Annotated in this window: 21 protein-coding genes; 15 read left to right on the forward strand and 6 right to left on the reverse strand. The window is 65.4% G+C overall.

The annotated features are described in order from the left end of the window. Nucleotides 1–37: 37 nt before the first annotated feature. The 5 genes from ACYX4P_RS06700 to ACYX4P_RS06720 all read left to right on the forward strand — a co-directional run bounded on the left by ACYX4P_RS06700 (nucleotide 38) and on the right by ACYX4P_RS06720 (nucleotide 5210). Complete coding sequence (locus ACYX4P_RS06700) at nucleotides 38–970, forward strand: DnaJ C-terminal domain-containing protein (RefSeq protein ID WP_248117671.1); 933 nt, start codon at nucleotides 38–40, stop codon at nucleotides 968–970. A gap of 23 nt (nucleotides 971–993) precedes the next feature. Further along, a complete protein-coding gene (locus ACYX4P_RS06705) occupies nucleotides 994–2148 on the forward strand; it encodes a phosphoserine transaminase (RefSeq protein ID WP_248117669.1) in 1155 nt (384 codons plus the stop codon). A 129-nt stretch (nucleotides 2149–2277) separates the two neighbouring features. Continuing rightward, the gene (locus ACYX4P_RS06710) at nucleotides 2278–2913 is read left to right on the forward strand and encodes an NYN domain-containing protein (RefSeq protein ID WP_248117668.1); all 636 of its coding nucleotides are present in this window, start codon (nucleotides 2278–2280) and stop codon (nucleotides 2911–2913) included. A gap of 121 nt (nucleotides 2914–3034) precedes the next feature. Further along, nucleotides 3035–4330, forward strand: a complete 1296-nt coding sequence (locus ACYX4P_RS06715) for an adenylosuccinate synthase (RefSeq protein WP_248117666.1) — start codon at nucleotides 3035–3037, stop codon at nucleotides 4328–4330. A 73-nt stretch (nucleotides 4331–4403) separates the two neighbouring features. Further along, the gene (locus tag ACYX4P_RS06720; protein ID WP_248117664.1) at nucleotides 4404–5210 is read left to right on the forward strand and encodes a response regulator; all 807 of its coding nucleotides are present in this window, start codon (nucleotides 4404–4406) and stop codon (nucleotides 5208–5210) included. A gap of 22 nt (nucleotides 5211–5232) precedes the next feature. Here ACYX4P_RS06720 and rpoH read toward each other — a convergent pair whose 3' ends face one another. The 3 genes from rpoH to ACYX4P_RS06735 all read right to left on the reverse strand — a co-directional run bounded on the left by rpoH (nucleotide 5233) and on the right by ACYX4P_RS06735 (nucleotide 7737). Next, nucleotides 5233–6120: an RNA polymerase sigma factor RpoH gene (rpoH, locus tag ACYX4P_RS06725; RefSeq protein ID WP_087120666.1), complete on the reverse strand. Its 888-nt coding sequence runs from the start codon at nucleotides 6118–6120 to the stop codon at nucleotides 5233–5235. A gap of 251 nt (nucleotides 6121–6371) precedes the next feature. Next, on the reverse strand, nucleotides 6372–6677 hold the full coding sequence (locus ACYX4P_RS06730; RefSeq protein ID WP_292046003.1) for a GNAT family N-acetyltransferase: 306 nt from the start codon (nucleotides 6675–6677) through the stop codon (nucleotides 6372–6374). Nucleotides 6678–6690: 13 nt separating this feature from the next. After that, nucleotides 6691–7737: an RluA family pseudouridine synthase gene (locus tag ACYX4P_RS06735; RefSeq protein WP_374322059.1), complete on the reverse strand. Its 1047-nt coding sequence runs from the start codon at nucleotides 7735–7737 to the stop codon at nucleotides 6691–6693. 64 nt (nucleotides 7738–7801) lie between these two features. Between ACYX4P_RS06735 and ACYX4P_RS06740 the strand changes: the two genes are divergently transcribed. Continuing rightward, a complete protein-coding gene (locus ACYX4P_RS06740) occupies nucleotides 7802–8437 on the forward strand; it encodes a DUF2799 domain-containing protein (protein WP_248117662.1) in 636 nt (211 codons plus the stop codon). A 6-nt stretch (nucleotides 8438–8443) separates the two neighbouring features. On the opposite strand, the gene fba is transcribed toward ACYX4P_RS06740, so the two are convergent. The 3 genes from fba to gap all read right to left on the reverse strand — a co-directional run bounded on the left by fba (nucleotide 8444) and on the right by gap (nucleotide 12498). Next, nucleotides 8444–9529, reverse strand: coding sequence for a class II fructose-bisphosphate aldolase (gene fba / locus ACYX4P_RS06745; RefSeq protein WP_248117661.1), 1086 nt, complete (start codon nucleotides 9527–9529; stop codon nucleotides 8444–8446). 145 nt (nucleotides 9530–9674) lie between these two features. Further along, complete coding sequence (locus ACYX4P_RS06750) at nucleotides 9675–10871, reverse strand: phosphoglycerate kinase (RefSeq protein WP_248117660.1); 1197 nt, start codon at nucleotides 10869–10871, stop codon at nucleotides 9675–9677. Nucleotides 10872–11490: 619 nt separating this feature from the next. Beyond that, complete coding sequence (gene gap / locus ACYX4P_RS06755) at nucleotides 11491–12498, reverse strand: type I glyceraldehyde-3-phosphate dehydrogenase (RefSeq protein ID WP_248117659.1); 1008 nt, start codon at nucleotides 12496–12498, stop codon at nucleotides 11491–11493. 257 nt (nucleotides 12499–12755) lie between these two features. On the opposite strand from gap, the gene ACYX4P_RS06760 reads away from it, so the two are divergent. From ACYX4P_RS06760 to leuB, 9 genes are all read left to right on the forward strand, one after another. Then, nucleotides 12756–12908 carry a hypothetical protein gene (locus tag ACYX4P_RS06760; protein WP_248117658.1) on the forward strand — a complete coding sequence of 51 codons (153 nt, stop codon included), beginning with the start codon at nucleotides 12756–12758 and terminating at the stop codon, nucleotides 12906–12908. A 90-nt stretch (nucleotides 12909–12998) separates the two neighbouring features. Further along, nucleotides 12999–14738 (forward strand): dihydroxy-acid dehydratase, encoded by a 1740-nt coding sequence (gene ilvD / locus ACYX4P_RS06765; protein WP_476070230.1) that lies wholly within the window; start codon nucleotides 12999–13001, stop codon nucleotides 14736–14738. A 4-nt stretch (nucleotides 14739–14742) separates the two neighbouring features. Then, a complete protein-coding gene (gene ilvC, locus ACYX4P_RS06770; protein WP_248117655.1) occupies nucleotides 14743–15756 on the forward strand; it encodes a ketol-acid reductoisomerase in 1014 nt (337 codons plus the stop codon). 15 nt (nucleotides 15757–15771) lie between these two features. Next, the gene (gene ilvG, locus ACYX4P_RS06775) at nucleotides 15772–17499 is read left to right on the forward strand and encodes an acetolactate synthase 2 catalytic subunit (RefSeq protein WP_313432028.1); all 1728 of its coding nucleotides are present in this window, start codon (nucleotides 15772–15774) and stop codon (nucleotides 17497–17499) included. Beyond that, nucleotides 17499–17750 carry an ACT domain-containing protein gene (locus ACYX4P_RS06780; RefSeq protein WP_248117653.1) on the forward strand — a complete coding sequence of 84 codons (252 nt, stop codon included), beginning with the start codon at nucleotides 17499–17501 and terminating at the stop codon, nucleotides 17748–17750. Before ilvG ends, ACYX4P_RS06780 begins: the two co-directional genes overlap by 1 nt. Nucleotides 17751–17811: 61 nt before the next feature. Beyond that, nucleotides 17812–18771: a branched-chain amino acid transaminase gene (locus ACYX4P_RS06785; RefSeq protein WP_248117651.1), complete on the forward strand. Its 960-nt coding sequence runs from the start codon at nucleotides 17812–17814 to the stop codon at nucleotides 18769–18771. Further along, the gene (leuC, locus tag ACYX4P_RS06790) at nucleotides 18764–20170 is read left to right on the forward strand and encodes a 3-isopropylmalate dehydratase large subunit (RefSeq protein WP_374322070.1); all 1407 of its coding nucleotides are present in this window, start codon (nucleotides 18764–18766) and stop codon (nucleotides 20168–20170) included. The genes ACYX4P_RS06785 and leuC overlap by 8 nt, the downstream gene beginning before the upstream one ends. Nucleotides 20171–20319: 149 nt before the next feature. Next, nucleotides 20320–20904, forward strand: a complete 585-nt coding sequence (gene leuD, locus ACYX4P_RS06795; RefSeq protein WP_248117649.1) for a 3-isopropylmalate dehydratase small subunit — start codon at nucleotides 20320–20322, stop codon at nucleotides 20902–20904. Continuing rightward, a complete protein-coding gene (gene leuB / locus ACYX4P_RS06800; protein WP_248117647.1) occupies nucleotides 20904–22010 on the forward strand; it encodes a 3-isopropylmalate dehydrogenase in 1107 nt (368 codons plus the stop codon). The genes leuD and leuB overlap by 1 nt, the downstream gene beginning before the upstream one ends. Nucleotides 22011–22015: the final 5 nt, after the last annotated feature.

Below are 22015 nucleotides of genomic sequence, written 5' to 3' on the forward strand. Positions count from 1 at the left end.
GACGGCCCATCGGTTTTCAGTTGGAGCGACAACGGACGTGGCAGGCGACCCCTATAAGGAACTGGGCGTTTCGAAGGGCGCGAGCGCGGACGAGGTCAAGAAGGCGTACCGCAAGCTCGCCAAGGAACTGCACCCCGACAAGAACCCCGGCGACAAGATCACCGAGGACAAGTTCAAGCGCGTGACCGCCGCCTTCGACATCCTGGGCGACAAGGACAAGCGCGCCAAATACGACGCGGGCCAGATCGACGGCGACGGCAACGAACAGTATCGCGGCTTTGGCGGAAGCGGCGGGGGACGCGCGGGAGGCAATCCGTTCGGTCAGGGGGGCGGTCCCTTTGGTCAGGGCGGCGGGCCGGGCGGGCGCGCCAACTTCGAAGGCGTCGATCTGGACGATCTGTTTGGCATGTTCGGCGGCGGGGGGCGTCAGCGCGGGGCGCGGGATTTCACCGCGCGCGGCCAGGACGTCAAGGCGACGCTGGACATCAGCCTGGAAGACGCCATCGCCGGGGCGACGCGCCGGATTCAGTTCTCGGACGGGCGCACGCTGGACGTGACCATACCCAAGGGGGCGTCGGACGGCCAGACCATCCGTCTGCGCGGGCAGGGAGCGCCGGGGCGCGGGGCCGAGAACGGCGACGCCCTGATCGAGCTCAAGATCGAGGCGCACCCGATCTATCGCCGCGAAGGCGCGGACCTGACGATGGATCTGCCGATCTCGGTGCCCGATGCGGTGCTGGGCGCCAAGGTGCGCGTGCCGACGCCGGAAGGGGCGGTGCAGATGACGGTCCCGGCCGGCTCGAACTCGGGCAAGGTGCTGCGGCTGAAGGGGCGCGGCGCCTTCGCCCAGGGGCGGCGCGGGGATCTGTTGGCCAAGCTGGTGGTCACGCTGCCGGACGAGCCTGACGCCGCGCTGACCCAATTCGCCGAGGACTGGCGCGCCAAGCGGCCCTATACGCCGGGGCGTTGAGCGCGCCGGGCGAGGAGACGATCATGACTGTGAAGCCCGATGTGAAGCCGGCGCGGCCGTGGTTCTCGGCCGGACCGACGGCCAAACGCGCGGGCTATGCGCTGGGCGGCCTGCCCTCCGACCTGCTGGGGCGCGGCATCCGCGCGCCGGAGGTGGTCGAGTGGTTCGCCCATGGTCTGCGCCTGACGCGCGAGGTGCTGGAGGTCCCCGACAGCCATGTGATGCTCTATACGCCGGGGTCCGACACGGGCGCGGTCGAGGCGGCGCTGTGGGGGATGCTGGGCGCACGGCCGGTGCAGGTGGTGGCCTATGAGAACTTCGGCCTGACCTGGCTGGCGGACGTGAAGGATCATCTGGGGCTGGAGCCCGAGGCCCTGACCGCGCCGTGGGGCGAACTGCCCGACCTGTCGCGCGCGGACTGGTCCAAGGACGTGATCTTCCCCTGGAACGGCACGACGTCGGGCGTGCGGGTGCCCGACGCGGACTGGATCGCGGACGACCGCGAGGGGCTGGCCATCTGCGACGCCACCTCGGCCGCCTTCGCCATGCCGCTGCCGTACGACAAGCTGGATGTGGTGACGTTCAGCTTCCAGAAGGCGTTGGGCGGCGAGGCGGGCATCGGGGTGATGGCGCTGTCGCCGCGCGCGGTGGAGCGGCTGGACACCTATCGACCGGATCGGCCGATTCCCAAGCTGCTGCGTCTGACCGATGGTCAGGGCCGGTTCGACCGGGCGCTGGCGGATGGGGTGGCGATCAACACCTTCTCGGTTCTGACGCTGGAAGACTGGATCGACGCCCTGGGCTGGGCGCGCGACATCGGGGGCTTGAGCGAACTGATCCGGCGGACGGACGCCAACTATGCGGCGCTGGCGGCGTGGGTGGATAGGACCGACTGGATCGACTTCCTGCCCGAACGGCCCGACATCCGCTCGACGACCTCGGTGTGCCTGAAGTTCGTCGATCCGCGCGTGACCCGCCTGGATGACAAGGCGCAGAAAGCCTTCGTCTCGCGCTTCAAGGCCCTGCTGGAAAACGAGGCGGCCGTGTTCGACATGGAGCCGCACCGCAATGCGCCGCCGGGCCTGAGGTTGTGGTGCGGATGCACGGTCGAGACGGCCGATGTGATCGCGGCGACGCCCTGGCTGGAATGGGCGTTCGAGACGGCGATAGGTGTTTAAATTGAAGTTGATTATCAGACGTTGGATTGCCATATAGCGGCTATCACTTTTTCCCCGCCGGACACGCCTCGCAAGAGGCCTCTGGCGGGGTTATTGATTTTTGGGTGCAAGTTTCGCAACTCTTGCGATATGGCCCAGCTTCCACAGACAAAACGCGCCGTCGCATTTTTCGACGGTCAGAATCTGTTTCACAGCGCAAAAGCCGCCTTCGGCTATCCGTTTCTAAACTACGACCCCGTCGCCCTAACGAAAGCGGTATGTGCGGGTCAAGGTTGGCAGGTGGAGGGTATGAGGTTTTACACCGGGGTTCCGGATGCGGCAGACAACCCTTTTTGGCATCATTTCTGGACGGCCAAAGGCGCGCAGATGGGACGTGAAGGCGCCTATATCTGCACCAGACCGCTACGATACCGAAACAAGCAGGTGAAGCTGCCTGACGGCACGATTCATACGTTTCTGGACGGCGACGAGAAGGGTATAGACGTCCGGATTGCATTGGACGTGATCCAGATGGCGCATCGGAATGCCTATGATGTGGCTCTGCTGTTCTGTCGCGATCAGGACCTGGCTGAGGTCGCGTCGGAAATAAGGTTAATCGCCGACGAGCAGGATCGCTGGATCAAGATGGCGTCCGCCTATCCGTTCAGTCCAGCGACCAAGGGATGGCGGGGTATCAACAAGACGGACTGGATCAAGATCGACCGGGCCACATACGACGCCTGTATCGACAAGCGCGACTACCGGCCCAAAAAGTCAGCACCCTGAGGGGACATTCGGCGATTCCCCGGCTATAGGCTGCGCCCGCGTTCGGGTCGCCGCGCCGTTGCCGCGTTCCCGATGATTTTGACGCATTCTCTTAAGGAGAGTGCTTGGGCGGAGAAGTGCTTTGGCGAACGTGGCGGTGGTCGGCGCTCAGTGGGGCGACGAGGGCAAGGGCAAGATCGTGGACTGGCTGTCCAACCGCGCCGACATGGTGGTGCGGTTCCAGGGCGGGCATAACGCGGGCCATACGCTGGTCGTGGACGGCAAGGTCTATAAGCTGGCGCTGCTGCCTTCGGGCGTGGTGCAGGGAAAGCCATCGATCATCGGCAATGGCGTGGTGGTGGACCCCTGGCATCTGGTCGGCGAAATCGAGAAGATTCAGGCGCAAGGGGTGGCGATCACGCCCGACATCCTGACCATCGCCGACAACGCCTGTCTGATCCTGCCGGTTCACCCCGCATTGGACGTGGCGCGCGAGGCGGCGGCGAGCGCGCCGGGCGCCAAGATCGGCACGACCGGACGCGGCATCGGCCCGGCCTATGAAGACAAGGTGGGCCGTCGCGCCATCCGCGTCTGCGACCTGGCCAACGAAGACGATCTGAAGGTCAAGATCGACCGCTTGCGCTCACACCACGATCCGCTGCGCGCGGGCCTGGGGCTGGAACCCATCGATCCCGAGGCGCTGCTGGGCCAGCTGCTGGAGATCGCGCCCAAGATTCTGCCCTATGTGAAGCCGGCCTGGCGCGTGCTGGATCAGGCGCAGAAGGACGGCAAGCGCGTGCTGTTCGAGGGGGCGCAGGGCGCATTTCTGGACGTGGATCACGGCACCTATCCCTATGTCACGAGCTCCAACACCGTGGCGGGACAGGCGGCGGCGGGGTCGGGCGTCGGTCCACGCGGCGTCGGCTATGTTCTGGGCATCGTGAAGGCCTATACGACGCGGGTGGGCGAGGGGCCGTTCGCCTGCGAACTGGACGATGAGGTCGGCGAGCATCTGGCGACCGTGGGCCGCGAGGTCGGGGTGAACACCGGGCGCGCGCGCCGCTGCGGCTGGTTCGACGCCGTGCTGGTGCGTCAGTCAGTGGCGATCAATGGCATCGACGGGATCGCCCTGACCAAGCTGGACGTGCTGGACGGGCTGAAGACGCTGAAGATCTGCGTCGGCTACAAGGTCGATGGCGAGGTGCTGGACTATCTGCCCTCCAGCCTGAAGGCCCAGGGCGCCGCCGAGCCGGTGTTCGAGGAACTGGAAGGCTGGAGCGAAAGCACGGCCGGTGTACGCAGCTTCAAGGACATCAACGCCAACGCCATCAAATATGTGCGTCGGATCGAAGAGCTGATCGGCGCGCCGGTGGCGTTGTTGTCGACCAGCCCTGAGCGGGACGACACCATACTGATGCGCGATCCGTTTCAGGGCTGATCGGGCGTAACGGCGGATTCAACAGGCTTTAACCCAGGGGCGGTAAGCATAAGGCTCCAACCCGGAGCCGGACGTGTTCTCAACCAACGCCAGAACCCTGAGCCGCATAGAGCCCGCGATAAGGCGGGTGGTGATCGTCGATCCCAATGCGTCGGCCGTCCGGTTGCTGACCGACATCATCAAGGGCATGGGCGCGCGCGAGGTCTATAGCGAGAGCGACGAGGAACGGGCGCTGGAGCTGCTGCGCGACGTCGAGCCGGGCGTGATCTTCACCGAAAGGTCGGGCGAGACGCTGAACGGCGAGACCCTGACGCGGCGCGTGCGGCGCTCCAGCATGTCGTGCCGGATGTCGCCCATCATCATGGTGACGGGCGAGGCGACGGCCGCCGCCATCAAGGGCGCGCGCGACGCCGGCGTCCATGAGTTTCTGAGAAAGCCCTTCACGACCGGCGACCTGTTCAAACGGGTCGAGAATGTCGCCCTGAAGCCCCGCCCGTGGATCGAGGCGGTCGGCTATGTCGGGCCGGATCGCAGACGCTTCAACTCGGGCGAATACACCGGGGCCAAAAAGCGCCGTAGCGATGGCGCGGCTGGCGGGGCGGCGGAAATGCGCGATCAGGCGACACGTATCCTCGTCTCCGCCCTGTCGCAGTTCGAGCAGGATCCGTCCCAGGCCACGCGCGCCATTCGCCAGCAGGCCGAGACGTTGAACAGTCTGGCGATCAAGGCGTCGGACGCCAAGCTTGTGATGGTGGTGGCCACGCTGCAGGCCTATCTGGCGACCGGGCAAGTGACCAAGGCCGGATTGCTGCAGCCGGTGAATGCGGTGGTGAACGCCGCCCGCGCCGCAGACGCCCAGCCGATGGCCAAGGCGTCCTGAGGCGCAGGCGACAGGCTTAAGGTCAGGCGTCGACCAGGTTCCGCTCTTCGGCGGCGGCGCGCATGGCCTTTTGCAGTTTCTCGAAGGCGCGGACCTCGATCTGACGCACGCGTTCACGCGACACGCCATACTGACCGGCGAGTTCTTCCAGAGTGACCGGATCGTCCTTCAGGCGGCGTTCGGTCAGGATGTGCTTCTCGCGGTCAGTCAGCTCTTCCATGGCCTCCTGAAGCAGGCTCATGCGGATGCCCTTCTCCTCGTCGTCGGCGAGTTGGGTCTCCTGAGAGACGGCCGTGTCGTCCGCCAGCCAATCCTGCCATTCGCTTTCGCCATCGGCGCGAAGCGGCGCATTGAGCGAGGCGTCGCCGCCGAGACGGCGGTTCATGTTGGTCACCTCTTCCTCGGTCACACCTAGCTTGGTGGCGATGGCGGAGAGGTGTTCGGGGTGCAGGTCGCCTTCCTCGAAGGCCGAAATCTGGCTCTTGGCCTTGCGCAGATTGAAGAACAGCTTCTTCTGCGCGGCGGTCGTGCCCATCTTCACGAGCGACCAGCTGCGTAGGATGTATTCCTGGATCGAGGCGCGAATCCACCACATGGCGTAGGTGGCCAGGCGGAAACCCTTGTCGGGGTCGAACTTCTTGACGGCCTGCATCAGACCGACGTTGCCCTCGGAAATCACTTCGCCGATCGGCAGGCCGTAGCCGCGATAGCCCATGGCGATCTTGGCCACGAGACGAAGGTGCGAGGTTACAAGGCGGTGGGCGGCCTCGGGGTCCTGATGCTCGGACCAACGTTTGGCGAGCATGAACTCCTCGTCCTTGGTCAGCATCGGAAACTTGCGGATTTCCGTCAGATAACGCGACAGGCCCTGTTCAGGCGACATCACCGCGAGCGTACTATTGGCAGCCATATAATGGTCCCTCCGACCGTCTTGAACGAGCGGGCTCTTCGTCCTCGACCACCGCATGTGCGCCGAAGCCTCTCCCCTCAACCAACCAGATGGTGATGAGTTGCCCCTATTTTTAGAGGCGAATGGTCACACGAAAGCGTGACAGTCGCCGCCACGCCGCGCCGCACCGGGACCATCAACGGGCTCATATAGGGTTGGTAAGTTTCTATTCAAGACCTACTTGGCGACAAGTCACGATGTGGATAGGCGGGTCAGAGGCCCAGAATGGTGCGATAGGTGGGGTGAACCACCTCCGCGAGTTCAGGGTGTTTCTGGAAATAGGCGGCGAAGAAGGGGCAGACGGGCAGGATCAGCAGTTCGCGCGCGCGGGCGTCCTCGATGACGTGCTTGGCAAGGCGGCTGGCGATGCCGCGACCTTCGAGCGGCTGAGGCACCAATGTCTCGGTGATCATCAGATTGGGCGGCGACAGATTGTAGGTGACGACGGCGATCTCGCCCTCGACGGGCAGTTCGTACTGATGACGGTCGGCGTTGTCGCGGATTTCTGTGTCGGCCATCGGTCGGCGCCTTTCAGAGCGTGGTCAGAAGGGTTTCGAGCATCTGCATATCAGCCGGGGGCGGGGTTTCGAAGCGGAGCGGTTGGCCGGTGACGGGGTGGACGAAGCCGAGCACGGCGGCGTGCAGAGCCTGACGAGCCAGCCCAGCTTCGGCGATGGCTGCGCGGACGGGGGCGGCGGGGCTGCCGGAGCCATAGACCGGATCGCCGAGCAAGGGCGAACCCTTGGACGCCATGTGAACGCGGATCTGATGGGTGCGTCCGGTGTGCAGGGTGCAGGCCAAGCGGGCGGCCATTGGCGCGCCGCCAGCCTTGGCCGGTTCTCCGAAGACGGCTTGGACGACATAGTCGGTGATCGCCTCACGCCCCCCGGATTTCAGCACGGCCATCTTCTTGCGATCGCCATTGGAACGGCCGATGCGGGTTTCGATCCGGCCTTTTACGGGCGAGGGAGCGCCGCGCGTCAGGGCGATGTAGGTGCGCTCGATGTCATGGGCGGCGAACAGGGCGGACAGGCCCTGGTGAGCGCGATCGGTCTTGGCGGCGACCATGACGCCAGAGGTGTCCTTGTCCAGACGGTGAACAATGCCGGGGCGGGCGACCCCGCCGATGCCCGAAAGGCTGTCGCCGCAATGGGCCAGAAGGGCGTTGACCAGCGTGCCGGTCTCGCAGCCGGGCGCCGGATGGGCGGCCATGCCCGCAGGCTTGTCGATGACGATCAGGTCGGCGTCTTCGTAGAGGACGGTCAGGGGAATGGCTTCCGGCTGGGGCGTGGCGGGCGCGACGGGCGGCAGGGCGACGGCGTAGAGGCCGGGTTGGGCCTTGGCCGACCCGGTGGTCAGGGCCACGCCGTCACGGCTGACGGCGCCTTCGGCCAGCAGCGCTTGAAGCCGTGCGCGCGACAGGGTGGGAAAGGCCGTGGTCAGCGCCTTGTCCAGACGGACGCCGGATACCTCGATCCGCGCCTCCAGCACTTCAGCGGCTGCGGCGTCTTCGTCGTCGGGCAGATCGGGTTCGGGCAGGTGTTCGGGCAAGGCGGTCTCCAGCTGCGGATGTAGCACGTCGAAGCGCTTGCGCGACGGTGCGGCGTCGTCTGATAGTAGGCCGGGGCGTAGGGGATTTCCGATGAGACGTTTTTTGATCGTCAGCGTCGGGGCGGCTGCGGCGGCCCTGCTGACAAGCTGCACGACCATGAGCAAGGACGAGTGCCTGGCTGGCGCCTGGGGTGAAAAGGGCTATGCCGATGGGGCGTCAGGCTATCCCGTGACGCGGCTGGAAGACCACGCCAAGGCCTGCGCCAAATATCAGGTTGCGCCCAATCCCGGCGCTTATCAGTCCGCGCGCGAGGATGGATTGCGGAGCTATTGCACCTTCCAGCGCGGCTGGAGCGAGGGCAGGGCGGGAAATACCTACTACGGCGTCTGTCGCCCGGAAGAAGAAGCGGAGTTCTTGCCCGCCTATCGTGACGGACGACGCCTGTATGAGGTGGTGACGGCGGTTGAATCCGCCCAGAGCGCGCTGAACAGCGCCATTTCGCGGATCGAGAACCGCGAGGACAAGCTGGAGGCCAAACAGGCGGAACTGCGCCAGAACGGCTTATCCGACGAGGAGCGCCAGAAAATCCGAAATCGTATTCAGGAAGTGCGCGGGGAAATCCGCGATGCACGCCGCAATGCGCGTGACGCCAGCGACGCCCTGGACATGGCGCGGCGGGAAGAAGACCGGGTGCGGTACGAACTGTCGCGCCGCTACCCGGTCTGAGACTTATCAGGCAGCCTTGACGGCGGCGCCGCGGAACGATGGATCAAGGTCGCCCGCGGCGTAGCGCTTGGCCATCTGAGCGGTGGAGAGCGGGCGGATCTTGGCGGCCTGACCCTCGCAGCCGAACTGCTGATAACGCTCCATGCAGAGCTTCTTCATCGCCTCCTTGGCAGGCTTCAGATAGTAGCGGGGATCGAACTCGCCCGGCTTCTCGATCAGCGCCTTACGGATGGCGCCGGTGATGGCCATGCGGTTGTCGGTGTCGATGTTGACCTTGCGCACGCCGTGCTTGATGCCGCGCTGGATCTCCTCGACCGGCACGCCCCAGGTCTGGGGCATCTCGCCGCCATAGGCGTTGATGATGTCCTGCAGATCCTGCGGCACGGACGATGAGCCGTGCATCACCAGGTGGGTGTTGGGCAGGCGGCGATGGATTTCCTCGATCACATTCATGGCCAGGACGTCGCCGTCCGGCTGGCGCGTGAACTTGTAGGCGCCGTGGCTGGTGCCCATGGCGATGGCCAGGGCGTCGACCTTGGTGGCGGCGACGAAGTCGACGGCCTGATCCGGGTCGGTCAGCAGTTGCGAGTGATCCAGCTTGCCTTCGAAGCCGTGGCCGTCTTCGGCCTCGCCCATGCCGGTCTCCAGCGAGCCCAGGACGCCCAGTTCACCCTCGACCGAGACGCCGCAGGCGTGGGCCATTTCGGTGACGCGACGGGTGACGTCGACATTGTATTCGTAGGAGGCGGGGGTCTTGGCGTCCTCTTCCAGCGAACCGTCCATCATGACGCTGGTGAAGCCGTACTGGATGGCGGTGGCGCAGGTCGCCGGGCCGTTGCCGTGGTCCTGGTGCATGCAGACCGGGATGTGCGGATAAAGCTCGGCCAAGGCGTCGATCAGCTTGGCCAGGACGATGTCGTTGGCGTAGTTGCGGGCGCCGCGCGAGGCCTGAATGATGACGGGGGCGTTGACATCATGGGCCGCCTCCATGATCGCCAGGCCCTGCTCCATGTTGTTGATATTATAGGCCGGCAGGCCGTAGTCGTTCTCTGCCGCGTGGTCGAGCAGCTGTCGCAGCGTGATGCGCGCCATGATAATAGTCTCCTGAGCCGAATAGTCTTTTTTAATTGGGCGCGAGACTAGCCGTGAGACGCGCCGAAGTCACGCCGTGTTACAGCGGCCGCACGGGCATTTCGCAGGGAACGATGCAGGCGTGATCCGCCTGCATCGCCGCCGATCAGGCGCGCAAAGCCTCGACGCCCGGCAGGGGCTTGCCCTCCATCCATTCCAGGAAGGCGCCGCCGGCCGTCGAGACGAAGGTCAGGTCCGCCGCAACGCCCGCATGACCGACAGCCGCGACGGTGTCGCCGCCGCCCGCCACCGCGATCAGGGCGCCGGCCTTGGTGCGTTCGGCGACGTGCTTGGCGGCGGCGACGGTGGCGGCGTCGAAGGGCGGAACCTCGAACACGCCCAGCGGACCGTTCCAGATCAGGGTCTTGGAGGCGTCGATGGCGGCGTTCAGGCGGGCGACGGTGTCAGGGCCGGCGTCCAGGATCTTGTCTTCGCCGGACAGGGCTGCGCCGGTCTTGACCGTGCGGGCCTCGGCGCCGGGCTTGACCTCGGTCGCCACGACGACGTCGACGGGCAACAGGATGTCGCAGCCCTTGGCCTGGGCTTCCGCCAGGATCTCGCGCGCGGTGTCGGCCATATCCTTCTCGGCCAGAGAGCCGCCGATATCGATCCCTTGTGCATAGAGGAAGGTGTTGGCCATGCCGCCGCCGATGGCCAGCGTATCTAGCTTGCCGACCAGGTTCTTCAGCAGGTCCAGCTTGGTCGAGACCTTGGAGCCGCCGACGATGCCGACGACCGGCTTTTGCGGATTGCCGAGCGCGGCGTCGAGTGCGTCCAGTTCGCGACGCATGGATTCGCCCGCATAGGCGGGAATGTGGTGCGCGATTCCTTCGGTCGAGGCGTGGGCGCGGTGGGCCGCCGAGAAGGCGTCGTTGACATAAAGGTCGCCGAGGTCGGCCAGCTTTTGGGCGAAGACCGGATCATTGGCCTCTTCCGCCGCATGGAAACGCACGTTTTCCAGCAGGACGACGCCGCCCGCATCCAGATCGCGAATGGCCGCCACGGCGGGGCCGCCGATGCAGTCGTCGGCGAAGCGGACAGGCGCGCCCAGCACGGTCTCCAGCGGCTCGACGACGGGCTTCAGGCTCATGGACGGAACGCGCTGGCCCTTGGGGCGGTCGAAGTGGGCCAGCAGCACGACCTTGGCGCCCGCGTCGCGCAGGCGTTGGATGGTCGGCAGGGCGACCCGCAGCCGGGTGTCGTCCGTGACCTTGCCGCCCTCCATCGGGACGTTAAAGTCCACGCGGACCAGGGCCGTCTTTCCGGCGAGGTTCTTTGCATCATCGAGAGTGCGGAAGGTCATTGTAGTATCCTAGCTTACGGACATTAGCCGTCGAAGTTCGATAGCCCGCTTATCTCTGCTGGCCAGAAAAATAGAACGGAAAGCTGATTGCGGATCGAGCGCTGGATCCAGGTATCGCCACTCTAGCTTGTCGAAATCGGTAGGCTTGGCTGGCGGCGCCATGTCGGGGCTCCATCCATACCGACTCCACGCATGATACTGCAGATAGCCTACAAGCGGACCCTTCTTGTCTGAAAGGCTGCCGAAGAATTCCGGCATCATGCAGAGATTAGCCAAATGGGTGTAGGCGTGGTGGGGATGCAGAGCTGCGGTTGAACGATCCCAGACGTGGGCAAAAGTCCACCCGTGCGCGCGGGGCAAGCTCTTGATCCCGTGTGACCACAGTAGAGCCCAACGCGGCGTAGTGTTGTCGTCGAACATCACGGCTTGACCACCGCGATCTTCGACCTGCCCACGTCTGCGAGCGTCTCTGACTGAAGGAAAAACGGCGTGTGGGAACGCTGACACCACATCGGGGTGAGGCATCAAGCAATGTCGGATCGCGATCGTTACGAGCGCGATCCGGTCATCGCCCAGGTCTTGCAACGTTGGTTTCAAAACGTCTGCGGGCACCCTGGTCTTAGAGGAACTTCGCCATCACCAGGGCGGTGTCGCTCATCCGCGTCGCGAAGCCCCATTCGTTATCGTACCAGCTCAGCACGCGGGCCAGTTTGCCGTCGACGACCTGGGTCTGGGGCAGGGCGGCGGTGGAGGAGGCGGCGATGTGGTTCAAGTCGTGCGACACCAGCGGGTCGGTCGTGGTGAACAGGACGCCGTTCATGGGGCCGTCGGCGGCAGCCTGAAGCGCGGCGTTGATTTCCTCGACGGTCACGTCGCGGGCGGCGACGACCTTCAGGTCCACGACCGAGACGTTCGGGGTCGGGACGCGGATCGAAGAACCGTCCAGCTTGCCCTTCAGTTCCGGCAGGACCAGGCCCAAGGCCTTGGCGGCGCCGGTCGAGGTCGGGATCATCGACAGGGCGGCGGCGCGGGCGCGATACAGGTCCTTGTGCATCGTATCCAGCGTCGGCTGATCACCGGTGTAGGAGTGGATGGTGGTCATATAGCCGCGCTCGATGCCGAACAGGTCGTTCAGCACCTTGGCCACCGGAGCCAGGGCGTTGGTGGTGCACGACCCGTTCGACACGACGATGTCGTCGGTGGTCAGGGTTTCGTGGTTGACCTTGAAGACGATGGTCTTGTCGGCGCCGTCGGCGGGGGCCGAGACCAGAACGCGCTTGGCGCCGGCCTTCAGGTGGGCGCTGGCCTTGTCCTTGGACGTGAAGATGCCGGTGCATTCGAAGGCGATGTCCACCTTCAGCTCGGCGTGCGGCAGGTTGGCGGGATCGCGCTCGGCCGTCACCTTGATCTTGCCCGTGCCGACGTCGATCCAGTCCTCGCCCGACGTCACCGTGCCGGGGAAGCGACCGTGGACCGAATCGTAGCGGAACAGGTGGGCGTTGGTCTCGACCGGCCCCAGATCGTTGATCGCCACCACTTCGATGTCCTTGCGGCCATGCTCGACGATCGAGCGAAGGACGAGACGGCCGATGCGGCCGAAGCCGTTGATGGCGACGCGGACGGTCATGATGGAAGGCTCCTCTGAACGGATAGGTGTGACGCTTATATAGGTGGGCGTCTCAATGGAGCGCTCGGGCGCGGCTTGCAACCCTGAGCCTGTAACATGATGTGATGAACGGTTACGCTTTGTCGGCTCTCTGTCTCGTGTTGCGGCAAGAAACACCTCTTCAAGGTCTTTGCGGCTCCCATTGAGCAAAATTTTTGCGACAGGGCTTGTGCCCGTCCGGGCGGTATGGTTTCTTGGCGTCAGACAAGGAGCCGCCCGTGGCCACGATGATGCGCGACATGATGAAGGGAAGCACCGCCAAGGCGGTCGCGGCCATTCGCGCGCCTGTCGGCCTGCAAAGCCCCGTATTCCTCATTACCCTCGTACTTCTCGGCCTGCTTACGCAAGCGGCGTGGATGCACGTGACCTGACCTAAACGCACTCAGGATCGCCTCGCACCACCCCGCCTCCGAAAGGAAGCGGGGTTTTTAGTGCGCGGCGGTTCGAAATGAACCGGACCGATGACGCAAGATTCTACCTCTCAGCCCAAGAAGCCCAATGCGCGCAGCGCGGCGGTGACGGCCGGCCCGAACCGGGCCGCCGCCCGCTCGTATCTGCGGGCCGCCGGCATGCAGGACGCCGATTTCGACAAGCCGATGATCGGCATCGTCAACACCTGGTCGACGGTCACGCCCTGCAACATGCACCTGGACCGCCTGGCCAAGGACGTGCGCGCGGGCATCGTGGCGGCGGGCGGCTATCCGGTCGATTTCAACACGATCGTCGTGACCGACGGCATCTCGATGGGCACGGCGGGCATGAAGGCCTCGCTGATCAGCCGGGAGGTTGTCGCCGACTCGATCGAACTGGCCATCGAGGGCCACCAACTGGACGGCGTGGTCTGCATCGTCGGCTGCGACAAGACGATCCCGGCGGCCGCCATGGCCCTGGCGCGGATGGATATCCCCGGTCTGGTCTATTACGGCGGCACCATCATGCCGGGCGTGATCGGGACCAAGGAGGTCTCGGTCCAGGAGGTGTTCGAGGCCATCGGCGCCCACTCGGCCGGCGCGCTGGACGATGCGGGCCTGAAGGCGGTCGAGAGCGCGGTCTGCCCCGGAGCCGGCGCCTGCGGCGGGCAGTTCACGGCCAACACCATGGCCATGGCCCTGTCGGTCATGGGCATCAGCCCCATGGGCGCCAACGACGTGCCGGCCGTCGATCCGAACAAGGGGGCCGAGGGCGAACGCTGTGGACGCCTGATCGTCGAGCGCGTCTTCGCCGGCGATACAGCCCGCAAATACATCACCCGCGCCAGCCTGAAGAACGCCGCCGTGGCGGTCTCGGCCTCGGGCGGCTCCACCAATGCGGTCATGCATCTGACGGCCATCGCGGCGGAAGCCGGCGTCGATTTCGGCGTCGAGGATTGCCACCAGGCCTGCGTCGAGGCGCCGGTCATCTGCGACCTTAAGCCGGGCGGTCGTTTCCTGGCCTCGCACCTGTTCGCCGCGGGCGGCACGCGACTGGTCACCCAGCGGATGGCCGAGGCCGGCAAGATCGTGAACACCCCGACCGTCAGCGGCCGCAGCCTGTTCGCCGAGGCGGCCGAGGCCGAGGAGACGCCGGGCCAGGTGGTGGTCACGTCCTTCGAGGCTCCGGTGATGGAACGCGGCAGCTTCGCCGTCAGCTACGGCGATGTCGCTCCCGAAGGTGCGGTCATCAAGTTGACGGGTCACAAGGTCGATACGTTCGAAGGCCCGGCCTGCGTCTTCGACTCAGAGGAAGACGCCTTCCACGCCGTTCAGGACGGAACGGTGGGCGAAGGAGACGTCATCATCATCCGCTATGAAGGGCCCAAGGGCGGTCCCGGCATGCGCGAGATGCTGCAGGTCACCGCCGCCCTGAAGGGCCGCAAGATCGACAACGTCGCTCTGCTGACCGACGGCCGTTTCTCGGGCGCCAGCTACGGCTTCGTCGCCGGACACGTCTCGCCGGAAGCCGCCGTCGGCGGACCGATCGCTCTCATTCGCGATGGTGACCGCATCACCATCGACGTCACCAACCGCCGGATCGACGTCAACGTCGACCTGGCGACGCGCCGGGCGGGCTTTACGCCCCACGTAGTCCGCCCGGCGCGAGGCGTCTTCGCCAAATACCGCGCTTCGGTGGCCTCGGCCGCTCAGGGCGCCGTCACCATCCCCAACCCGCCGCCGGCTCAAGTTCCGGCATCCCATAAGACCAACGCTGCTCAGGACGCCTGATCCCATGGCCATCACCATCTACACCAACGAAGACATCAAGCCGGGCGCCATCGCCGGTCAGCGCATCGCCATCATCGGCTATGGATCGCAAGGCCGCGCACACGCCCAGAATCTGCGCGACAGCGGCCATGACGTGGTCGCCGGCGTCCGCCACGGCGGCACGGGCTGGAAACACGCCACCGAGGACGGCATCCCGACCGCCGAGCCGGCCGAGGCCGTCAAGGGCGCCGACATCATCGCCATCCTGACGCCGGACATGGTTCAGGGCGACGTCTATCGCGAGGTCATCGAGCCCAACGCCAAGGAAGGCTCGGCCCTGCTGTTCGCCCACGGCTTCTCGATCATCTATGAACGCATCACGCCGCGCCCTGATATGGATGTCATCCTGGTTGCGCCCAAGGGGCCGGGCGATCTGGTCCGTCGCGAGTTCCAGCGCGGCCGCGGCGTGCCTTCGCTGTTCGCCATCGAGAAGGACGTGACCGGCAAGGCGCGCGACCGGGCCATGGGTTACGCCAAGGGCAATGGCGGCGCGACCGGCGGTCTGCTGGAAACGACCTTCCGTGAAGAAACCGAGACCGATCTGTTCGGCGAACAGGCCGTTCTGTGCGGCGGCGCCAAGGAACTGGTCATGCAGGGCTTCAACACCCTGGTCGAGGCCGGTTACCAGCCCGAGATCGCCTATTTCGAATGCCTGCACGAGTTGAAGCTGATCGTGGACCTGTTCTACGAAGGCGGCATCTCCAAGATGCACCATTTCATCTCGGAAACGGCCAAGTACGGCGCTGTCGCCAGCGGCCCGCGCGTCGTCACCGAAGAGACAAAGGCCCGCATGAAGACCATTCTGGACGAGATCCAGAGCGGAGCCTTCGCGCGCAACTGGATCGCCGAAAACGAAGCCGGCAAGCCGCAGTACGAAGCCTGGCTGAAGGCCGACCGCGAAAGCCAGATCGAGCAGGTCGGCGCGCGTCTGCGCGAGCGCATGGCCTGGCTGAATACGCCCAAGTCCGAAGCGGCCTGATCCAAAAAAGACCGGATGACCCTGATGACCGCCGCCGCCTTGAAACCCTCCGCCGAGGTCGCCCAGTCGGGCGCCCGCCTGCTGGTCTCCACTCTGGAGCGGCTGGGGGTGGAGGTGGTGTTCGGTTATCCGGGCGGGGCGATCATGCCCATCTATGACGCCTTGGCCGGTTCGAAACTGCGGCACTATCTGTGCCGCCATGAACAGGGCGCCGCCTTCGCCGCTGATTCCTATGCAAGGGTCAGCGGCAAGGTCGGGGTCTGTATGGCGACCTCGGGGCCCGGTGCGACCAATCTGGTCACGGGCATCGCCAACGCCATGCTGGATTCCGTGCCGATGGTCTGCATCACCGGCAATGTCGCCCAGGGCGTCATGGGCACGGACTCATTCCAGGAAGTCGACATCCTGGGGGTCACCCTGCCCTTGGTGAAACACTCCTATCTGGTTCGTCAGGCTGCTGACATTCCGGCCATCATCCAGGAGGCCTTCCACATCGCGCGATCAGGTCGTCCGGGGCCGGTCCTGATCGACCTGCCCAAGGATGTTCAGTTCGAACTGACCAGCGAGCCGCGCGGCCTGCATCTGCCGAACGAAATCGCTGTCGCGGAGCCTTCGGTCATCGCCGAGGCCGAGGCGGCGATCCGGGCTGCGCGCCGTCCGGTGCTGTACGTCGGCGGAGGGGCCAAGATTTCGGGCGCCGTGGACGCTGTTCGCGATTTCGCGGCGGCCACCGGGATTCCGCAGGTCTCGACCCTGAATGCCTTGGGCACGATCCCGACGGGTCAGGACAACTATCTGGGCATGCTGGGCATGCACGGAACGCCTGCCGCCAATGAGGCGGTTCAGGAATCGGACCTGCTGATTGTCGTCGGCGCCCGTTTTGATGACCGCGCCACGGGAAAGCTGGTCGAGTTCGCGCCCAAGGCCGGCGTCATCCATTTCGACATCGACCCGTCCGAAATCGGCAAGCTACGTCCAGTCGCCGTGGGCGTCGTCGGCGACCTGAAACCCAATCTGGAGGCGCTGAACCGGCGTCTGGCCGATGGTCCCGCTATCGATGTTTCGGCCTGGGCCGACCGATGGCGCGCGCGTTCGGCCGAAACAGAAGTTCGTTATGATGCGCCGGGCGACAAGGTCTATGCGCCCGCCCTGCTGAACGAGCTGTCGCGTCTGGCTGGGCCCGGCTTCATCGCCGCCTGCGATGTCGGCCAGCATCAGATGTGGGTCGCGCAACACTGTGAGTTTTCGCGCCCTGAGGCGCACATCACCTCGGGCGGTCTGGGCTCGATGGGCTTTGGCCTGCCTGCAGGCATTGGCGCCAAGCTGGCCGAGCCGGATGCTGTGGTCGTCACCATCAGCGGCGACGGCGGCATCATGATGAACATTCAGGAACTGGCGACGGTCAACCGCTTCGGCATTCCGTTGAAAATCCTGCTGCTCGACAACTCGCGTCTGGGCATGGTGCGCCAATGGCAGGAGTTCTTCTTCGAGCGGAACTTCTCCGAGGTCGACCTGTCCGACAACCCCGACTTCGTGAAGGTCGCCGAAGCCTTCGGCATCGAAGCCTTCCGCATCGAACGCCGCGATCAGGTCACGGCCGGGCTGGAGCGCCTGCTGAAGACCGAAGGGCCGATCCTGGCCCACGTCATCATCGACCCGGCCGAAAACGTCTGGCCGCTGGTGCCGCCGGGCAAGAACAACGCGCAGATGATGCACGCTGCCACTACTGAAGGAGAACTGTGATGACCGACACCATCCACATCCAGATCGACCGGGCCGATGGCTCGCTTCAGCGTCTGATTGGTCTGGTGGAGCGCCGGGGCTTCCACATTGACGGCATCAGCATGGCCGATGAGGGCGCATTCCGCCGCATCGCCCTGACGCTGCGCAGCCGGGACGCCGCCCGTTGCATGGACAATCTGGGCCGCCAGATTGATCGTCTGTTCGGCGCGCGTCGCATATCAAACGACATGATCCAGTCCGAGGCCGCCTGATCGCGGTCTCGCGGCGCTCAGTGGTCGAGCGCCAAGCCAAGACGTAAGAAGGAAGACGTGCATGCAGCCGCTGGCTGAGAACATCTGGGTCAATGGCCAACTGACGCCATGGGCCGACGCCAAGATCCATGTGATGAGCCATGCGCTCCACTATGGCACCTCGGTGTTCGAAGGCATTCGCGTCTATGACACGCCCAACGGCCCGCGCGGCTTCCGTCTGCGTGAGCACGTCCGTCGCCTGTTCGACAGCGCGCGCATCTATCATATCCAGTTGCCCTATACCGAGGATGAGCTGGTCGAGGCCTGCAATCTGGTGGTGCGGACCGAGGGGCTGCGCTCGGCCTATATCCGCCCGATCGCCTTCCTGGGTCAGTGCGGCATGGGCGTGACGCCTCAGCCGCAAAACATGACGGTCGACATCGCCATCGCCGCCTTCACCTGGGGCGCCTATCTGGGCGAAGAGGCGCTGGAAAAGGGCGTGGACGCCTGTGTCTCCAGCTGGAACCGCATCGCGCCGAACACCACCCCGTCGGCGGCCAAGGCCGGCGGCAATTATCTGTCTTCCTATCTGATCGGCCGCGAAGCGCGCGTCGGGGGTTTCGGCGAGGGCATCGCCCTGGGTGTCGATGGCCGTCTGTCCGAAGGGGCAGGGGAGAATCTGTTCGTGGTCAAGGACGGCAAGGTCATGACCCCGCCCGCCGCCAACTCCATCCTTATGGGCATCACCCGCGACAGCGTCATCAAGCTGGCCAGGGCGCAGGGGTATGAGGTCATCGAACAGGCCATGCCGCGCGAGGCCTTGTATCTGGCCGACGAGATTTTCATGACCGGCACCGCCGCAGAGATCACGCCGGTGCGTTCGGTCGATGGCATAACCACCCGCGCCGCTGGACCTGGCCCGGTGACCAAGGCGATCAACCACGCCTTCCGCGGCCTGTTCACGGGCGAGACGCCGGACACGTTCGGCTGGCTGGAGCCGATTGACGCGCCCGCAGAGAAACGGACGCCTGAATATGCCTAAGACCCTGTTCGACAAGGTCTGGGACGCTCACGTCGTGCGGTCGGAAACGGCCGAGACGCCGGGGGTTCTGTATATTGACCTGCATCTGGTGCACGAAGTCACCAGCCCCCAGGCCTTCAGCGAGATCGAGGCGCGCGGACTGAAGGTTCGCCGTCCCGACCGCACCTATGCGACCCTGGACCATTCGACCCCGACCCTGCCTGCGGGGCTGAACGGCTTGAAACCCTATGTCACGGCCCAAGCGGAGGCCCAGGTGCACACGCTGGAGCGCAACTGCGCCGCCCACGGCGTGCCGCTGGCGGGATGGGATTCGGATGATCGCGGCGTGGTTCACGTCATGGGGCCGGAGCTGGGCCTGACCCAGCCGGGCATGACGGTGGTTTGCGGCGACAGCCACACGGCGACGCATGGCGCCTTCGGCGCCCTGGCCTTCGGCATAGGCACCTCGGAAGTCGGCCATGTGTTGGCGACCCAGTGCCTGTTGCAGCGCAAGGCCAGGTCGATGCGTGTCACCGTGAACGGTCAACTCCAGCCCGGCGTGTCGGGCAAGGATGTCGCCCTGGCCGTCATCGCCGCCATCGGCTTCGGCGGCGGCACTGGCTATGTCATCGAATATGCGGGCGAGGCGGTGCGGTCGCTGGACATGGAAGGGCGCATGACCCTGTGCAATATGTCCATCGAGGCCGGTGCGCGCGCCGGCATGATCGCGCCCGACCAGACGACCATCGACTGGCTGCGCGGCCGCAAGAATGTTCCAGCGGACTATGAGGCGGCGGCGGCTGATTGGCTGAAGCTGGCGTCTGATCCTGACGCGGTGTTCGATGCCGAAGTGGTGCTGGACGGCGCGGCAATCCGCCCTATGGCGACCTGGGGCACGACGCCGGACGCAGGCGCCCCTATCGGTTCACCGGTGCCGCAGCCTCAGTCGGACAGCGACCGCAAGGCCATCGCCTACATGGGCTTCACCGCAGGCGAGGCGACGACCAGCCAGCCGGTGGATGTGGTCTTCATCGGCTCCTGCACCAACGGCCGTCTGCCCGATCTGCGGGCCGCCGCCGATGTGTTGCGAGGCCGCAAGGTGAAGCCGGGGCTGCGGATGTTGGTGGTGCCGGGGTCCGAGGCCGTGCGTCGCGACGCCGAGGCGGAAGGTCTGCACGAAGTCTTCATCGCCGCCGGGGCCGAATGGCGCATTCCCGGCTGTTCGATGTGCATCGCCATGAACGGCGATTTCGTCGCGCCGGGGCAACTGGCCGTATCCACGTCGAATCGCAACTTCGAAGGCCGTCAGGGCAAGGACGCCCGCACCATCCTGGCCAGCCCGGCCACGGCGGCGGCGACGGCGGTGGCGGGCGTTCTGACCGACCCGCGCGTCTATCTGAACGAGGCGGAGCATGTCTAACGCTGCATCCTTCCGCTCATCCCCGCGAAAGCGGGGACCCAGTGCTTTCGCCAAGCGCCGCGCGCTGGATAGACGCCAGGGCTGGACGGGTGGCGCCCGTCGCCCACAGAACTGGGTCCCCGCTTTCGCGGGGATGAGCGGAGATGATTATGTCTGAGCCCTTCAAGGTCCTGACGTCGAAGACGGTCACGCTCAGCCAGGCCAATATCGACACGGATCAGATCATCCCCGCGCGCTTCCTGACCACAACCACGCGCGAAGGGCTGGGCAAGGCCGCCTTCTATGACTGGCGTTACGAAGACGACGGATCGGAAAAGCCCGAGGCCATTCTGAACCGCATCGATCCGGCGGAGCACCGCATCCTGTTGGCGGGCAAGAATTTCGCCTGCGGGTCGTCGCGCGAACACGCGCCCTGGGCCTTGCTGGACTATGGGTTTCGGGCGGTGATCTCGACCGAAATCGCTGACATTTTTACATCGAATGCGTTGAAAAACGGCCTTTTGCCCATCGTCGTCAGCCAGGCCGTTTGGGACGATCTGGCGTCCCAGCCGGACCAGCCGGTCACGATCGACCTTCAGGCCAATCAGATCCAGCGCGGCAATGCCGAACCGGTGCCGTTCAGGGTCGAATCCTTCGCCCGCCAATGCCTGCTGGACGGGGTGGACACCCTGGGCTGGCTGCAATCAAACATGACCGAGATCGAAGCCTACGAGCGATCGAGAGAGACCACCTGATGACCACCGCCGCCCCCAAGACCTACAATATCGTCGTCCTGCCCGGCGACGGCGTCGGACCCGAGGTGGCGGGCGCCGCCCGCCAGGTATTGTCGGTCATCGCCGACTTCTACGGCCACCACTTCGCCTTCACCGAACATCTGATCGGGGGTGCGGCCATCGATGCCACGGGCGAGGCTCTGCCCGACGTCACCAGCGCCGCCTGTATCGAGGCCGACGCGGTTCTGCTGGGCGCGGTCGGCGGGCCCAAGTGGGACGGCGCCAAGGTGAGACCCGAACAGGGGCTGCTGGCCATTCGCAAGGCCATGGGGCTTTTCGCCAATCTGCGCCCGCTGCAGGTTTCGCCGGTGATGGCGCACCGTTCGCCGTTGAAGAAGGAGATCGTCGAGGGCGTCGATCTGATCGTCTTCCGCGAACTGACCGGCGGCGTCTATTTCGGCAAGAAGACCCGCGACGAGAAGGGCGCCACCGACCTGTGCGAATATACGGTGGTGGAGATCGAGCGCGTCGCCCGCGCCGCCTTCCAGACCGCGCGCCAGCGTCGCGGCAAGGTGACGTCGGTCGACAAGGCCAATGTCATGGAGACCAGCCGCCTGTGGCGCGAGGTGGTGAGCCGCATCCATGCCGAGGAATTCCCGGACATCCAACTGGAGCACGCCCTGGTCGATTCCATGGCCATGCACCTGATCCGCAAACCGCGCGACTATGACGTCATCCTGACCGAGAACATGTTCGGCGACATTCTGTCGGACGAGATTTCGGTGCTGGGCGGCTCAATCGGCCTGCTGCCCTCCGCCTCATTGGGAACCCAGGGGCCCGGTCTGTTCGAGCCGATCCACGGTTCGGCGCCCGACATCGCCGGTCAGGACCTGGCCAATCCGGTAGGGGCCATCCTGTCGGCGGCCCTGCTGCTGCGCCACAGTCTGAAGATGGAGGACGAGGCGGATTCCATCGAGGCCGCCGTCGCCGCCGTCCTGGCCGCCGGCGCCGTAACCGCCGATCTGGGCGGCGAACTGGGCACGCGCGCCGCGACCGAAGCCGTCATCGACGCCATTCGCGCCATCCACTGGGCGGCCGCGCACCGGGTGCAGATGCACTGGGCCTGAAGTCG

This window comes from Brevundimonas sp. ABV4_179, assembly GCF_056311945.1.

Coding starts and splice junctions, on each gene's coding strand:
- ACYX4P_RS06780 (WP_248117653.1), top strand. CDS start 17,499: ATGACCGACACCATCCACATCCAGATCGACCGGGCCGATGGCTCGCTT.
- rpoH (WP_087120666.1), bottom strand. CDS start 6,120: ATGGCTGCCAATAGTACGCTCGCGGTGATGTCGCCTGAACAGGGCCTG.
- leuB (WP_248117647.1), top strand. CDS start 20,904: ATGACCACCGCCGCCCCCAAGACCTACAATATCGTCGTCCTGCCCGGC.
- ACYX4P_RS06740 (WP_248117662.1), top strand. CDS start 7,802: ATGAGACGTTTTTTGATCGTCAGCGTCGGGGCGGCTGCGGCGGCCCTG.
- ACYX4P_RS06785 (WP_248117651.1), top strand. CDS start 17,812: ATGCAGCCGCTGGCTGAGAACATCTGGGTCAATGGCCAACTGACGCCA.
- ACYX4P_RS06705 (WP_248117669.1), top strand. CDS start 994: ATGACTGTGAAGCCCGATGTGAAGCCGGCGCGGCCGTGGTTCTCGGCC.
- leuC (WP_374322070.1), top strand. CDS start 18,764: ATGCCTAAGACCCTGTTCGACAAGGTCTGGGACGCTCACGTCGTGCGG.
- fba (WP_248117661.1), bottom strand. CDS start 9,529: ATGGCGCGCATCACGCTGCGACAGCTGCTCGACCACGCGGCAGAGAAC.
- leuD (WP_248117649.1), top strand. CDS start 20,320: ATGTCTGAGCCCTTCAAGGTCCTGACGTCGAAGACGGTCACGCTCAGC.
- ACYX4P_RS06730 (WP_292046003.1), bottom strand. CDS start 6,677: ATGGCCGACACAGAAATCCGCGACAACGCCGACCGTCATCAGTACGAA.
- ACYX4P_RS06710 (WP_248117668.1), top strand. CDS start 2,278: ATGGCCCAGCTTCCACAGACAAAACGCGCCGTCGCATTTTTCGACGGT.
- ilvC (WP_248117655.1), top strand. CDS start 14,743: ATGGCCATCACCATCTACACCAACGAAGACATCAAGCCGGGCGCCATC.
- ilvD (WP_476070230.1), top strand. CDS start 12,999: ATGACGCAAGATTCTACCTCTCAGCCCAAGAAGCCCAATGCGCGCAGC.
- gap (WP_248117659.1), bottom strand. CDS start 12,498: ATGACCGTCCGCGTCGCCATCAACGGCTTCGGCCGCATCGGCCGTCTC.
- ilvG (WP_313432028.1), top strand. CDS start 15,772: ATGACCCTGATGACCGCCGCCGCCTTGAAACCCTCCGCCGAGGTCGCC.
- ACYX4P_RS06750 (WP_248117660.1), bottom strand. CDS start 10,871: ATGACCTTCCGCACTCTCGATGATGCAAAGAACCTCGCCGGAAAGACG.